Origin of the sequence: Mariniflexile ostreae (genome assembly GCF_042427585.1) — a bacterium.
Classification (GTDB): domain Bacteria; phylum Bacteroidota; class Bacteroidia; order Flavobacteriales; family Flavobacteriaceae; genus Pseudalgibacter; species Pseudalgibacter ostreae.
On sequence record NZ_JBHMFC010000007.1, the window covers coordinates 11506 to 26821 of the forward strand.

The 15316-nt window shown below is 35.5% G+C and carries 16 protein-coding genes; 8 read left to right on the forward strand and 8 right to left on the reverse strand.

Going from position 1 to position 15316, the window contains the following annotated elements; genetic code table 11:
* Positions 1-11: 11 nt before the first annotated feature.
* The 4 genes from ACFFU9_RS01880 to ACFFU9_RS01895 all read left to right on the forward strand — a co-directional run bounded on the left by ACFFU9_RS01880 (position 12) and on the right by ACFFU9_RS01895 (position 3712).
* The gene (locus tag ACFFU9_RS01880) at positions 12-1766 is read left to right on the forward strand and encodes a sodium:solute symporter family transporter (protein ID WP_379859665.1); all 1755 of its coding nucleotides are present in this window, start codon (positions 12-14) and stop codon (positions 1764-1766) included.
* 10 nt (positions 1767-1776) lie between these two features.
* Positions 1777-2604: a hypothetical protein gene (locus ACFFU9_RS01885; protein WP_379859666.1), complete on the forward strand. Its 828-nt coding sequence runs from the start codon at positions 1777-1779 to the stop codon at positions 2602-2604.
* Positions 2605-2829: 225 nt separating this feature from the next.
* Positions 2830-3117 carry a hypothetical protein gene (locus ACFFU9_RS01890; protein WP_379859667.1) on the forward strand — a complete coding sequence of 96 codons (288 nt, stop codon included), beginning with the start codon at positions 2830-2832 and terminating at the stop codon, positions 3115-3117.
* 91 nt (positions 3118-3208) lie between these two features.
* Positions 3209-3712, forward strand: coding sequence for a hypothetical protein (locus ACFFU9_RS01895; RefSeq protein ID WP_379859668.1), 504 nt, complete (start codon positions 3209-3211; stop codon positions 3710-3712).
* Positions 3713-3726: 14 nt separating this feature from the next.
* Here the strand turns inward: ACFFU9_RS01895 and ACFFU9_RS01900 are convergent, their stop codons facing one another.
* From ACFFU9_RS01900 to metG, 8 genes are all read right to left on the reverse strand, one after another.
* Entirely contained in the window at positions 3727-4638 is a 912-nt protein-coding gene (locus ACFFU9_RS01900; protein WP_379859669.1) for a DMT family transporter, read from the reverse strand.
* A gap of 118 nt (positions 4639-4756) precedes the next feature.
* Positions 4757-6880, reverse strand: coding sequence for a Tex family protein (locus ACFFU9_RS01905; RefSeq protein ID WP_379859670.1), 2124 nt, complete (start codon positions 6878-6880; stop codon positions 4757-4759).
* Positions 6881-7050: 170 nt separating this feature from the next.
* The gene (locus ACFFU9_RS01910) at positions 7051-7836 is read right to left on the reverse strand and encodes a copper resistance protein NlpE N-terminal domain-containing protein (protein WP_379859671.1); all 786 of its coding nucleotides are present in this window, start codon (positions 7834-7836) and stop codon (positions 7051-7053) included.
* Between the two features lie 18 nt (positions 7837-7854).
* A complete protein-coding gene (locus ACFFU9_RS01915; protein WP_379859673.1) occupies positions 7855-8562 on the reverse strand; it encodes a YiaD family glycine zipper/OmpA-like lipoprotein in 708 nt (235 codons plus the stop codon).
* A gap of 10 nt (positions 8563-8572) precedes the next feature.
* The gene (locus tag ACFFU9_RS01920; RefSeq protein WP_379859674.1) at positions 8573-9043 is read right to left on the reverse strand and encodes a lipocalin family protein; all 471 of its coding nucleotides are present in this window, start codon (positions 9041-9043) and stop codon (positions 8573-8575) included.
* 151 nt (positions 9044-9194) lie between these two features.
* Positions 9195-9356 (reverse strand): hypothetical protein, encoded by a 162-nt coding sequence (locus ACFFU9_RS01925; protein WP_379859675.1) that lies wholly within the window; start codon positions 9354-9356, stop codon positions 9195-9197.
* Positions 9357-9432: 76 nt separating this feature from the next.
* Positions 9433-9951 (reverse strand): ferritin, encoded by a 519-nt coding sequence (locus tag ACFFU9_RS01930; RefSeq protein WP_379859677.1) that lies wholly within the window; start codon positions 9949-9951, stop codon positions 9433-9435.
* Positions 9952-9978: 27 nt separating this feature from the next.
* Complete coding sequence (metG, locus tag ACFFU9_RS01935) at positions 9979-12057, reverse strand: methionine--tRNA ligase (RefSeq protein ID WP_379859678.1); 2079 nt, start codon at positions 12055-12057, stop codon at positions 9979-9981.
* Positions 12058-12238: 181 nt separating this feature from the next.
* On the opposite strand from metG, the gene ACFFU9_RS01940 reads away from it, so the two are divergent.
* The 4 genes from ACFFU9_RS01940 (at position 12239) to ACFFU9_RS01955 (ending at position 15312) form a co-directional block, all read left to right on the forward strand.
* Positions 12239-13258, forward strand: a complete 1020-nt coding sequence (locus ACFFU9_RS01940) for a S66 peptidase family protein (RefSeq protein ID WP_379859679.1) — start codon at positions 12239-12241, stop codon at positions 13256-13258.
* A gap of 431 nt (positions 13259-13689) precedes the next feature.
* The gene (locus ACFFU9_RS01945) at positions 13690-14064 is read left to right on the forward strand and encodes a GreA/GreB family elongation factor (protein ID WP_379859680.1); all 375 of its coding nucleotides are present in this window, start codon (positions 13690-13692) and stop codon (positions 14062-14064) included.
* Between the two features lie 197 nt (positions 14065-14261).
* Positions 14262-14912, forward strand: a complete 651-nt coding sequence (locus ACFFU9_RS01950; protein WP_379859681.1) for a porin family protein — start codon at positions 14262-14264, stop codon at positions 14910-14912.
* Positions 14913-15138: 226 nt separating this feature from the next.
* Positions 15139-15312 carry a hypothetical protein gene (locus ACFFU9_RS01955; protein WP_379859682.1) on the forward strand — a complete coding sequence of 58 codons (174 nt, stop codon included), beginning with the start codon at positions 15139-15141 and terminating at the stop codon, positions 15310-15312.
* Positions 15313-15316: the final 4 nt, after the last annotated feature.

Sequence of the window (15316 nt, forward strand, 5' to 3'; positions counted from 1 at the left end):
AAAGAAAAACTATGTTTTATGACTATCTTGTAATTGCGCTCTACTTTATATTAATTCTTGTAATTGGTGTTGTGTTTTCACGAATGGCCAGTAAATCTACAAGTGACTATTTTCGAGGAGGCGGTAGAATGCTGTGGTGGATGGTTGGTTCAACAGCTTTTATGGCACAGTTTTCGGCCGTTACCTTTACTGGTGCGGCAGGTAAAGCATTCACCGATGGCTTTGCTATTGTTGCGGTGTATATTGGTAATACCTTTGCTTTCTTTTGTGGCTGGGCGTACTTTGCCCATAGGTTTAGGCAAATGAGGGTAGATACTCCCACTCAAGCGATAAGAGGGCGCTTTGGTACTCAGAATGAACAGTTTTTTTCATGGGCATTAATCATGTTTTCTTTTTTAAATGCGGGTGTTTGGTTAAATGCTCTAGGTGTTTTTACTAGCGCCGTGTTTGATGCAGATATAAGCTTAACTATTATTGCTATTGGTGTAACAGTGCTTTTTGTATCTGTGCTATCTGGGGCTTGGGGCGTTGTTGCTTCCGATTTTGTCCAAACTCTGGTGGTGGCTGTCGTTTCAATAGCTTGTGCAATAGTGGCCTTGGTAAAAGTTGGAGGTCCGGTTAATATGGTTGAAAATTTTCCAGGTGGTTTTCTCATAGGCCCCAATATGAATTATCCTTTAATATTAATAGGTACTTTCATTTTCTTTTTGCCTAAACAAATTATAACAATGATGAATCTTCATGATTCATTTAGATTCTTAAATGCAAAAGACTCTTTTAATGCCCGAAAAGCGGCTTTATTGGCCATGATTTTAATGGGCGTAGGGACGATCATTTGGTTTATTCCCCCATGGGCAGCGGCAACGTTATATCCAGATGCAGCAGCCGATTATGCCCAGCTTGGCAATAAGGCAGCAGATGCAGTATACCTTGTATTTGCACGTAATGCCATGCCTATAGGTACCATTGGGTTGCTTATGGCAGCCCTTTTTGCAGCATCTATGTCTTCTATGGACTCGGCATTAAATAAAAATGCAGGAATCTTTATTAGGAGTATCTATGAGCCTTTTTTGAAAAAGAAAAACATACAAAATAGTGATAGGAAATTATTGAGCATCAGTCAATTAGTGAGCTTTATAAGTGGGGTAGGCGTTATTTTAGCTGCATTATATTTTGCATCGCTTAAAGAACTGAGTTTATTTCAACTTATGATGTCTGTTTCTACAATGGTTCAGTTGCCTATGATGGTACCATTAGTAGTTGGAATTATTGTGAAAAAAACACCGCAATGGGCGCCCTGGGTTACTATTGTATTAGGATTTTTTGTCTCCTGGTTTGTTATGAATGTGTTTACAGCAGAAGTATGTGCTTCACTATTTGGCATCGAATCCTTAACAGAACGTGAAACGATAGACATGGATATCATTCTAACCATTGCAGGCCATGTGTTTATTACTTCTAGTTTTTTCTGGGCTACGTCCTTATTTTACAAGGAAGCAAAAGACGAGAATAAACAGGAAACCGATCAGTTTTTCAAGAACCTCGAAACCCCATTTATTGCAGATAATCAACAGGATGAAGTAGACCGTCAGCAAAGAAAGAAATTAGGTAATATGGTAATTGTTATGAGTTCCGGTATTTTATTGATGGCTCTAATTCCAAATCCACTTTGGGGCAGAATTATGTTTGTGCTTTGCGCACTGGGTATTTCTGGTATTGGTTTTTTATTAAAGCGTAGTTCTAAAGTAAAAACAACTTCACCTTAAGATTGTAATTATGTGTTTTAAAAAATTAGCGATAGTCTTTCTACTTCAATTAAGTTTTAGTTTGTGTAATGGGCAGAGCGTGTTGCTTACACATGGTGTAGATACTTCTGCTGGTGACGGATTGACATATATCATTACCACATCTTCAGCTGTTTATTATCTGGAAAAAGAAGGGGGTGGCTTGTCAAGTATGATGGATAGAGATGGGATAGACTGGATAGGGTTCCATAATAAAAAAGGATCCGGCTGGAAAGGTGAGTATCGAGGATTTCCTAATGCGATTCATCGTCAGGACGGAAATTACTTTCATGCCATGAACGATGGAACCGAACCTTCAACCTCAGTCATAGAGATCGAGTCTCAAAATCATGTTCGTATTGTCTTTACTTCAAATAACGAACAATGGCAAGGGCAATGGGATTTTTACCCAGACCGCTGCGACTTCTCTATGATTAAAGTTAGCGCGGGTTATAAATACTGGGTACAGTATGAAGGTGTGCCTGGCGGGGAAATGGATAGCACAGATTTTTGGTACTCTTCTGCCAACACCAAAAAACACCCCATAGAAGAACCTTTTTTTGGAGATTTACCTGCTCCCGAATGGATGGCTTTCGGTGATGAAAATTCTGCACGTATGCTGTATATGCTTCATCATGAGGATGATGAACATCCTGATAATTTTGTGAGTAGACCTTATATGACGGTTTTTGGTTTTGGTAGACAAAACAAAGAAACAACAAGCAAATTCCTAAGCACTGTTCAAACATTTTCTATTGGCTTTGTAGAATCGACAGAGTACTCGGTAATTAGCCAAGCTATTAGGCGGATACTCGACTGAAAACCTATAGTTAAAATAATTTAAGGAATCAAGAGGGTAAAATGAAGCCTTGTTTTTTATAATTACAATACACAGAAATATATTAACAAAAAAATAGGTTTTATTCATATAAATAAGTTTTACCTTTATATGATAATACGTATTTAAATGCGGAAGCTTAATTATTTGTTTTTTACGGTCCTCCTATGTTCTTTTGTTTTGTTTTTTAACAAAGCGGAAATCGATATGGCCTTTAATACGGATAGCGATACGCTTCTAGATGCTCCAGGACATGGTTTTCAAAATGAGCATGCTTTTAATAGTAGTGCCATTTCCATCACGAACGCCTTTCAAGTAGAACTATTGAATATTGAGGAGCCTAATGAGCTGCCTACACTACATCATTTTTTCGCAACAGCACTTTTAAAGGATTCACTTTTTGTAAGTGCCCTACAGTATTTGAAGCTGTGTAATTTTTTTGATTTAAATCTCACCATCAGGGATATTATTTTTCCTTTTCATTCTTTCTTGTAACCTCTTGTTTTTTTTAGTGTATACATCAAACCCTAGAACTATGTTCTAGCAAGTTTTAATTTCCAGAAAAAAAATATAAAAAATATACAAGATGAAAACCTCATTGATAATTATTTCTGCGCTTTTGGTTTTAAGCGTATTAGTGCCTGTTTTTTTATTTATCTACAACGGTATGAAAAACACCAATAGCACTAAAAACCAAGTAAGTAAGTTGCTTAAAAGTCATGATATTGTGTGTAAAACGAAAACTATATGGCGTAAAAACTTTATAGGTATTAGTACAGATAATAAAATGCTTATTTATATAAACCTAAACACAGAAAACCCTGTTTTGGAAACCTTGGCATTAGATGATTTAAAACAGTGTATCATACACAAAGAGAACGGCAATGGCGCTAAAAAAGTAATGAGCTTGAAGAAATTAAGTCTCGAATTTGTTTATAAATCTGCTCATAAGCCTAATAGTAGGATTACCTTTTTTAATATTGATGAAGACTTAATCGAAGACTTCGAGTTACAGCGTATTGAGAAATGGAAAGGCTTAATTGAAAGTCATATTAACCAATCTTCTATGGCCATGAAGATGGCCTCTTAAACATCCTAAAAGCCTTATTTCTTTACTAGAAGTAAGGCTTTTGTTTTTTTTAAGTCAAACCTATTTTTATGAAGTAGGGGCTTGTCCAAAAATGTTATACCAATGCCGCATAACAACATCACACCGCCTAAAACCATTTGAAACGAAATGATTTCGCCTAAAAACACCCATGCCAAAATAGATGCTAAAAGCCCTTGGCCTAGCAGACTAACAGATACTCGGGTCGCTCTCATATGCTGAGTTGCGTAACTAATAAGCAGCCATGCTAATAATTGGCATACTAGGGCTTGTACAATAAGCACTAGCCAGCCAGTTGTTGAAAAATCTGAAAAAGGTTCGTTTAAAGCAATACTTATAATGCCTAAATATATGGATGAGGCAGCTAAAACCATAAACATAAAAGAAATAACATCCATGGACTTGAGAACAAACTTGCTAAGCAACATGTATATGGCATAAAGCATACCCGAGAGTACTGCAAAATTAAAGCCTAAATCGAAATCTAAGTTTCTAAATATAGAAAAGCCCACCAATACTACCATTCCAAAAACGGCTATACACGTACCAATCCAAAAATTGGTCCTGGGTTTATCTTTTAAAAAGAATAAAGCCATAAAGCCCAACCAAACCGGTGATAAGTTGGTAAGTAAAGAGGCCTGTGTAGCTGTAGACTCTTGTATAGCGATATTCCATACAGCAACATCACTTCCAAAAATAACGCCGCACAATGCGGCTAAAAGGCCTATTTTAATTCCAGGCCATTTAAATGTTTTGGTTATCAAAACATACGGAAGCAATGCTATAAATGAAAACATCATGCGATAAAATGCAGAAATAAGACCAGAAGTTAAATTTAGCTTAACTAAAATAGGGAATACAGAAATACAAATAACTCCGATAAAGAGTGCTAATCTTGCCTTTTTCATGACATTTTAAAAATGATTTTTTAATATTTTGCAAAAGTAATCCTAATACAGCTTTCAAAGCTGTTAAATTTTAATTTTTAACACAACATTAGGCTCTGAATAAGAGTGTTTTATGATTTTATTTTTGAAGCTTTAGCTGAATGCGTTTTCGGGGTACATCAACTTCTAGTACCTGAACCATAATGTGCTGCTGAAGGCTTACATGCTCGTTAACATCTTTTACAAAACTATCGGATAAATTAGAAACGTGTATAAGACCACTTTCCTTTATGCCAATATCTACAAAACAGCCAAAATTAGTGATGTTGTTAACAATGCCGGGAAGTTGTTGGCCCTCGTGTAAATCATGAATTGTTTTTATATTTTGTTCAAAAGCAAAAACCTTAGCAGGCTTGCGAATATCCAGACCAGGTTTTTCCAATTCTTTTAAAATATCTTCTAAGGTGGGAAGTCCTACATTATCGGTGCAATATTTTTTTAAATCGATTTTTTGAAGCATGTCTTGGTTTCCGATAAGAGCCTCTGGGCGCATTCCTAAATCTTTTGCCATGTGTTTTATCAAATCATAACGTTCAGGGTGTACCGCAGAGTTGTCCAATGGGTTTTTCGCATCTTTAATTCTCAAAAAAGCGGCGCTTTGCTCAAAAGCTTTTCCTCCTAATCGGGGTACTTTTTTTATCCCATTTCTAGAAGTAAAAGCACCATGTTCATTTCTATAAAGGATTATGTTTTCTGCCAATTTCGGACCAATACCAGACACATAGCTCAATAAGCTAGCACTTGCCGTATTGATATTTACTCCAACAGCATTAACACAGCTTTCCACTACAGCATCTAATTCTTTTTTTAGTTTGGTTTGATCCACATCATGCTGATATTGTCCAACTCCTATAGATTTGGCATCTATTTTAACTAATTCGGCTAAAGGATCTTGCAGGCGTCTGCCAATAGAAACGGATCCACGAACTGTAACATCATAATCAGGAAATTCATCTCGGGCAATTTTTGAAGCTGAATAGATACTGGCTCCAGCCTCGCTAACCACAAAAATTTGTACATCATTTTTAAAGGGCACTTTCTTAACTATAGCTTCAGTATCTCTAGAGGCGGTGCCATTACCTATGGCAATAGCTTCTATGTTATACGTTTCAGATAAAGTGCTTAGTTTTTTAATGGCAGCTATGCTCTCGTTTTTTGGTGGGTGTGGGTATATGGTTTCATTGTGTAATAGGCGCCCTTGGCGATCTAAACAAACTACTTTGCAACCCGATCGAAAGCCTGGGTCTATGGCTAATATTCGCTTTTCTCCTAAAGGGGACCCTAAAAGAAGTTGTTTTAAATTTTTGGCAAAAACGTGTATGGCAGATGCATCTGCTTTGTCTTTTGCTAACTGTAATGCTTCGTTTGATAATGAGGGGAGTAATAAGCGTTTATAAGCATCTTGAGCCGCTATGAGGATATGTGTTGTGCAAGCATTTTGCGAACGGATTAGACGTGCTTCTATTTTGGACAGTGCTTTGTCGTCGTCAATAGTAATTTTTAATTTTATAAAGCCTTCTTTTTCTGCTCTTAAAATAGCCAATAGTCTATGTGAAGGTATGCGGTTTAAGGATTCTTCCCAATCGAAATAGTCTCTAAATTTTTGGGCGTTTTCATCATCGATTTTAGACTTTACTGCTTTTGTAGAAATTATAGCAAACCGCTCTAATTGAAGTCTGATACTGTTTCGGATATCGATGCGTTCATTGATCCATTCGGCGATAATATGGCGTGCACCTTCTAAAACATCTTCACTAGATGATAAATCTTTATTTGTATATTTTAACGCTATAGCGTTTATGTCATGAGCGTTTTGCGACATGATACTTTTAGCTAAAGGTTCTAGCCCATGTTGTCTGGCTGTGTCTGCTTTGGTCTTTCTTGTTTTTTTATAGGGCAAATAGAGGTCTTCCAGGGTGGTTAACTCTAAGGTAGTTTCAATTTTTTGTCTCAATTCTGGGGTTAAAACAGCTTGGTCTTCTAATGCTTTTATTATGGCCAATTTCCGTTTCTCTAAAGTTTCATACTGGTCTTTATATTTTACAATGTCTCCCACTTGAACCTCGTCTAAATTTCCGGTCTGTTCTTTTCGATATCTGGAAATGAATGGAATGGTAGCCGCATCGTTTAGTAAGCTTACCGTGTTTTTTACGGAATGTTCTGGTAATTGAGTTTGTGAAATAATATAGGAAATCAATGCCATATGATAAGAAGTTAAATAAATTGAAAGGCAAATATACTAAGTTAGCATGTTAAAAAATTCATTAAAAATGTTTCTGATTTATGATGAATGCTCTATTTTGAAACTTAATAGAACTAAAAAAGACCAATAATTTTATTGGTCTTTTTTATATTTTATGGATATTTTAGTTTTTATTCTATAGCTTCAAAAACGGCTAAAGGCGCCATTTTAGCTTTGTTAAGCGTCATGGTGTTTCCGTTAAGGGAATAATTATCAGTAGTGTTAAGAACTTCCATAAAGGCTTTTTCAATGGACATATCTGGACAGGACATCATGGTAGTTGCGACTTGTGATAACGTGACTTGGTTTTCGTTTTCTATGGTGTAATTACCATTAAAGTTATTGCAGCCTGTGTTACCAAAAACCATATATTCACTCGTATTAAAAGAAATAAAAGCGTCAGAGTTTTTTATGTCTTTTCCAAAAAGTTTTACTAACATCCATTTAGTATCTGTAAAACCAATGCTAGTATGGTTACTATCCGTTTGCTTTTTCAATATATATAAATGTGCTAAATCTCCAGTAACGTGTTTACCCGACTTATCTAAATGTGTTAATTGATTCTCACCCACTTTATAAGTGGTTGGGTCGTCCCCTAAAAGAATAATCGTTTCACCGCCCTCTTGCCACTTATATTGGCCTTGGGTAGTAAAAACCATACCATCCTTGCCCATATAGTTTGATGTAGACTTGTAAGTCATGTCTTCATTAAGCAAGATGGTTGATTTAATACCCTCACAATCTGCACAAGGTAAAATACCTTCATACGAACCCACTAAGTCTATAGCGATTTGGCTAGTATGCATGTCAGGTTTTGGCTCAATATCTAATGGTGTTGTATCTCCTTTTTTATCGGATTTACATCCGGCAAAAAAAAGAAGCATTAAAAGCACCAAGACTGCTAAGTGTTTTTTCATAGAATTAGAAGCCGTTTGTTAATTATTAGACTCTTTTTCAGCCTCATTGATCATGTCTTCATTAGGAACAATGGCAATGTTCACACGTCTGTTTTTAGCACGGCCTTCTGCAGTGGTATTGTCTGCAACAGGTTGTTCCTCCCCAAACCAATGTGTAGTAAGACGAGAAGCTTTGATGCCTTTTGAGTTTTTCAAATAATCGGTAACCGCATTAGCTCTATTTTTTGATAATGTCATGTTATAACTATCATTACCAGAACTATCCGTATGGCCAACAATCAGAATGTTCGTATCTGGATATTCTTGAAACACAGATGCTAATTTATCTAGAGATTGCCTAGAAGCCTCGTTTATATTATATTTTTCTGTAGCGAAATAAACACCGCTATTTTCATCAAAAGTAAGTACAATGCCGTTATCTACACGCTCTACTTGTGCGCCAGGAATTTCTTCTTCAATTTTTTGTGCTTGTTTATCCATTTTGTTTCCTATTAGAACACCAGCACCACCGCCAACTACGCCACCTATTACAGCACCTAATTCGCCTTTACCGCCTTTGCCTAAATTGTTTCCTATAATAGCACCTAAAATGGAACCTCCGGCAGCACCTATTACAGCACCTTTTTGTTTATTATTGGCATTTTGTACAGATTTACAGTTCGTAAATCCAGCAACTAAAATAAATGCAAAAAGCAAAATCCCTAATTTTTTAATATTTTTTTTCATTGTTCTATTTTTAAATTTTAATAAAGTTCATGTTAATTATAAAGGGTGTTCCGTCAACCGATACGGTTTGTTGCCATTGCATCGTGGTATCGGATAATGATTTTAATTCCAATCTAAAACCTTGATTGGTTTCCGATCTATATTTTTCATCGGTAGGTTTTAATAGAAAATCATAAAAACCAGTTTCGGCATTTACCTCTTGTATTGTAAAAACAAAGTTTCGCATGCCTGTAGAACAACTGGCTTCATTAATCGAGTAGGTTCCCGTATTATTATTAGGAACAAACTGCCATGTACTACCTTCAAAACAATCTTTAGACGTGTCGTTTAAAAGTGTAACATTGTATTTTCCGGTTTTGCTATAAGTGATGGAGTTTAGCGTCCAGCTGCCTTTAATGACTTTTTTAGAATCTCTAACAGTTTTTGATGAACCACAAGATAGTAGTCCAATAGATAGGCATAGAATTAAAAATTTTTTCATTTTTTTTCGAAATTGGTTATGGGTACAAAGTTAAAAAATCATTGCAGATTTTTTGTTACAGTATTATGTATTAGGATTACAATATTTCCATTTAAAATTGTATTGCATAGTGGGAAGAGAAAATATTTATCTAATGGAATAGCTATAAAGCTTAAGCTACCTTTTTTAATAAGTCAAAACAAGGGCATTTTTTACAACGCTTCTGTTCTCCTTTTTTATATTTTTTACAGCAACTACTTTTTACCTTATCTGAAGTGATAACGCCTAAGCTCTGTAATTTTTTAATCGCTTTTTTTTGTTTTTTTTTGCCCAAAACAAATCGTGTTGATAAATGATTGGGCAAAAATAACTTATTTTTAATTAATCTAAATAATAATTAAAGTTAAAAATTACAGTGTACTATCATTAGAAGCAGAATTAACTGTTAATTGTTGAATATCTCTGTCGAATAAATATAAACCTCCTTTATCATCACCAATCAAATTGATTTTATCCAGAATGGTTCGCGCCATTGCTTCTTCTTCAATTTGTTCCGCAACGTACCATTGCAAGAAATTATGGGATGCATAATCTTTTTCCTGAAGGGATATATGTACTAATTCGTTAATGCTTTCAGAAACAAAAACCTCATGATTAAAAAGCATTTCGAACATGTCTTTAAAAGAATCAAACGTAACATTGGGTGCTTTTAACTCAGAGATGTGAGCGTGGCCGCCACGTTCGTTTACAAATTTTACCAATTTAAGCATATGATCGCGCTCTTCATTAGATTGGTCGTACATAAAGCCTGCAACACCTTCCAGGCCTTTTACTTCTGCCCAACACGCCATGGCTAAGTATATTTGAGAAGACTCTGCTTCAATTCTAATTTGGTTATTTAATGCTTTTTCTATCGATTTTGATAACATAGTTTTTTTTGTAAAGTTAGTGAATACCTAACTTATTTGCAATCCATTTGCTACACTGTGGTTAAACGAAGTGGAGGTGTCTGGGTTTACAAACACTAAATGACCCTCTGGTGTCTCCGTCATTAAAATCATACCTTCGCTTTCTACACCGCGTAACGGTCTTGGTGCTAAATTTATTAACACCGTAACGCGTTTTCCTATAACGTCTTCGGCAGAATAGCATTCTGCAATTCCCGATACGATCGTGCGTACATCTATACCTGTGTCTACTTTTAAAACTAAAAGCTTTTTGGTTTTCGGCATTTTTTCAGCTGCTATAATTGTACCCACACGCATATCCAACTTGGTAAAGTCTTCAAATGTAATAGTTTCTTTTTGAGGTGTTAAGGTTTTATTTGCAGCTTCATTGGCTTTTTTGTTGGCTTCCAATTTGTCGAGTTGTTTTTGAATGGTTTCATCTTCTATTTTACTAAACAACAATTTGGCTTCCCCTATGGTATGGCCCGCAGGAAGTAGTGCTTCCTTTGTACTCACTTCATTCCAAGAGGTTTCGACGCCAAAGTTGATTTTTAAGATGTCTTTTAATTTTGTTGAAGTGAACGGTAAAAAAGGTTCGCTTAATGTGGCCAATGCCGATGCTATTTGAAGCGCCACATACATAATGGTTTTGGTTCGTTCTTCATCCTCTTTTATCACTTTCCAAGGCTCGGCATCAGCTAAGTATTTATTTCCTAATCTGGCGAGGTTCATGAGCTCTTGCCCTGCTTCTCTAAAACGATACCGCTCGATGGAGCTTGCAATCACATCTGGATAAGCTTTTAAGGCCGCTAGAGTGTTTTGATCCACCTCTAAAAGCTCTGAAGGCTTTGGTACCATACCTTCATAATACTTATTGGTCAATACGACTACGCGATTTATAAAATTTCCAAAAATAGCCACCAATTCATTATTGTTTCTGGCTTGAAAATCTTTCCAAGTAAAATCGTTATCTTTCGTTTCTGGAGCATTCGCCGTTAGCACATAACGTAAAACATCTTGCTGGTCTGGAAATTCTTCTAAATATTCTGGCAGCCAAACCGCCCAATTTTTTGATGTGGATAATTTATGGCCTTCTAAGTTTAAAAACTCGTTTGCAGGTACATTTTCTGGTAATATATAAGAGCCTTCTGCCTTAAGCATGGCCGGGAAAATGATACAATGGAATACAATATTGTCTTTACCAATAAAATGCACCAATTTGGTGTCTTTGTCTTTCCAATATGGCTCCCAGTCTTTACCTTCGCGTGCAGCCCATTCTTTTGTAGACGAGATGTAACCAATAGGGGCATCAAACCAAACATAAAGCACTTTGCCTTCACCGCCTTGTGCTGGAACGGGAATGCCCCAATCTAGATCGCGGGTTACAGCCCTTGGGCGTAGACCATCGTCGATCCATGATTTTACTTGACCGTAAACATTGGGCTTCCAGTCTTTTTTATGGCCTTTCAGAATCCATTCTTTTAAAAAGGCTTCATGTTTATCTAAAGGTAAATACCAGTGTTTCGTTTCTTTTAAAGTAGGGACATTACCTGTTAATACAGATTTTGGATGGATTAAATCTGTAGCGTTTAAACTGGTACCGCACTTTTCACATTGATCGCCATAGGCTTCTTCATTTCCACATTTCGGACAAGTGCCTACTACAAAACGATCGGCCAAAAACTGATTGGCTTTCTCGTCGTATAATTGCTCTGAGGTTTCTTCAATAAATTCACCTTTTTCATTTAAAGTTTTAAAGAACTCAGATGCAGTGTCGTGATGGACTTGGGCAGAGGTGCGCGAATAATTATCATAAGTAATACCAAAATCTTCAAACGATTTTTTAATAATAGCATGATATTTGTCGACAATATCTTGGGGTGAAACCCCTTCGTTTTTTGCTTTTATGGTAATGGGAACCCCATGCTCATCACTACCGCCTATAAAAACCACATCATGACCTGTTAAACGCAAATAGCGCACATAAATATCGGCGGGTACATACACGCCTGCTAAATGCCCAATATGGATAGGGCCGTTGGTGTAAGGTAGTGCTGCAGTAACAGTATAACGTTTTGGTTTACTCATCAATGTAAAATTAAATTTTGGCGCCATATTGATAAATCCTTAATATTGGGTAGTGAAAGAATCTTATAAAATAGATTTTAATTTAATAGGTTCTACGCTTTTATCAAATTGACGGATTGTTTTAAGGCCGTAAAAGTACACATTTTGAGTGCTATTTAGAAAAAAAATGTACATTTACATAATGTCACGAACCCTATTTATATTAAGCCTGTTTTGTCTTGTGTTTTTCTTCGGAACAAAAACAAGTATTTCACAAAATCAAAACCCTGAAAACCAATACTATACTTTGAAAAAACCACCATATTTAGTGGCAGGTGATACTGTTGCCATTGTTGCGCCATCGGGCATTTTAAAACATAGAACAAGGGAGATTGAACAAGCTAAAGCATTACTAAAAAGTTGGGGGCTGCATTATGTTATTGGAAAACATGTTTTTGCACAAGCCCATCATTTTGCAGGAACAGATGATGAACGATGTGAAGATTTTCAAAATGCTATGGACGACCCCAAGATTAAAGCAATTTGGTGCGCACGCGGAGGCTATGGCACGGTGCGAATATTAGATAAATTGGAGTATTCCAAATTTAAAGAAAATCCAAAGTGGGTTATTGGTTATTCAGATATTACCGCCCTTCATAATCAAATACACAACCAAGGTGTCGAAAGTATTCATGCCATGATGTGCACAAGTTTACAAGACAACCCCGAGGCTATAAAAGAAACTATTGAAACGTTTAAAGCTACGCTTTTTGGGGAACCATTATTTTACGAACTTAAAGGCTCTGCGTACAATAAAACGGGAACCGTTACAGGGCCTTTGGTAGGTGGAAATCTAAGCATCCTATATAGTATGCTAGGGTCTAATACCAGTATCGATACTACTGGTAAAATACTGTTTATTGAAGAGATAGGCGAATATAAGTATCATATCGACCGGATGTTGCAAAGTTTAAAACGGGCGGGATATTTTAATAATTGTAAAGCCGTTTTAGTAGGCGATATTAATAAAATAAGAAAAAACACAACCCTTTGGGGGGCTTCAATTGAACAATTGATTTTAGATGTTTTATCGGAGTATGATTTTCCTGTAGCTTTTAACATGCCAGCGGGGCATGAAAAGGACAATCGTGCCTTAATTTTAGGCCGAACAGTAGGATTATCGGTTGAAAAAGAGAAATCGAAACTTGTTTTTGAAAATTAAACGTGTTAAGTCGTAATGCTTTAATTGTTAATTTGTTATGTTTTTGTTAGGCCGTAAGTTGCCTTTAATTTTATAAAGCATCCGCAACTTTGTAGATGTCAAATTTAAAGATTAACTTTGTACTAAATTAGTACGATTTATGATAACAAGTTGTTTTCCATATTTGCAAGAAGATGCTTCAGGACTGTTGTTGTCATTGATGTATTTACACGATGATATCTTCCTTAAAAATTCTAAAGAGTTTATTTGCTAAACCCTGTCAGGACTCAAGACAGGGCTTTTTACACGAATTATAGAATAAAATTTAATCATTTATTTTCTTTTAGACTTTGCTTTTTGCAATTAACACGCTATGCCTTTGTATGGCGTTTATTTGTATTGAGTCGAATGCAAAAGTTTCAAACAGAGAATTTCAAAAAAAAACTATTATTATGTCAGAGCATGTTATTTTAACTACCGGGATTTACGATATGATCAAAGAACACGTAAGAAGAAAAAAAGTAACCAAACAAGAAGAGGAGCTTTTGATTGCCGAATTGAAAAGTGCCCAACAGGTATTGCGTAAAGATTTACCTAATGATGTGGTTACTGTAAATCGTAAGGTAACAATCAAGGATCATACCGCTAATAAAGAAGAAGATTACTTTTTTGTTTCTACAAACAAAGTCAATAATAAGAAAAGAAAATTCTCTATTTTATGCGATGTTGCTGTAGCGACTGTTGGACGTAAAGTTGGAGATGTTATCGATTGGCCATTTAAGAATGGGGAAAAGAAAATTGAAATCTTGAATGTAGAAAGCTTTTAATACGTTTAAGCGTCGTTGTTTCAAAACAAATAAAGATCCTTAGCTATTTATTAGCAAGGGTTTTTTTTTGCTTTTTTCTAAATAATTATAATTCCTAAACAAAAAATGGAAATTCTATAAGTGATCTAAAAAATGATATAACATATACCCAGCATATCCTGGGCATCTTTGTAGTGTAGAATTTTAAAAAAAAGATAATGAAAAATTTAGGAAAAATTTCAGTGGCCTTTTTTCTGGCACTTGGTTTAACAACCTCTTTAAATGCACAAGTTAGCGAATCATTAACCCCTCAAATTGGAGTAAAGGGCGGTGTAAACTTCTCTAATTTATATACAGATGATGTGGACGACAATAATGTATTGACCAGTTTTAATGCCGGTTTGTACGCTAGTTTTCCAATAACAGACTTTATTGCCATTCAGCCAGAGCTATTGTATTCTCGAAAAGGTTCAGAGCTGGTTTATGATAATGCATTAACATCAGGAACTGCAAAATTTAAATTAAACTATGTAGAAGTGCCTGTTTTAGTAAAATTCAATGTTGCTAAAAACATTAATATACATGCCGGTCCTTATTTTGCTTATCTAGTGGATTCTCAGATCTCAAATGAAACAGATGGTGGTTCTTTTAATTTTGAAGAAGAAATAGATAATGATGATTTTAATAAATTTGACGTAGGCCTTTCTGCAGGTGTTGGTTTAGATTTAGATGCCATTGGTATTGGGTTAAGATATAATTATGGCTTATCTACAGTTGGTAAAGAACGAACTTTTGCAGGACAAGACTATACTTTTCCAGATGGTAAAAACAGTAATATTAGTTTGTATGTGGCCTTAAAACTTAATTAAGCGCTTGTTTTAAAATCGGGCCTTAAAAAAAATGACTACCCGCTGGTTCTATAAAAGATATCTAGCGGGTTTTTTTTGTTCAAATTCCATCTATATTATTTCAACTAGTTTGGGCGTGTTCCAAAAGAGTTAAAGTTTGCTTTATTAGAAACAAAAGGATGTAGTTCTAGTCCGTAGTTTTACGGTAAGGAGTTTGCCTAACGTATGATATTTAAATAGAACTATTATGGAAAATGAAAAAGAGGATTTCGAATTTGTAAAAGAAGCAGAAGACCATAAAAAAAATTACATCTTAAAAAAAGATAAGATAACTAAAGGAACGATGCTTTTTATTATTATAATACTCGTGTTACTGGGTATTGCCGTAGTCTATTCTGGAATGTTTTTTGGCGAATCGTAAATGC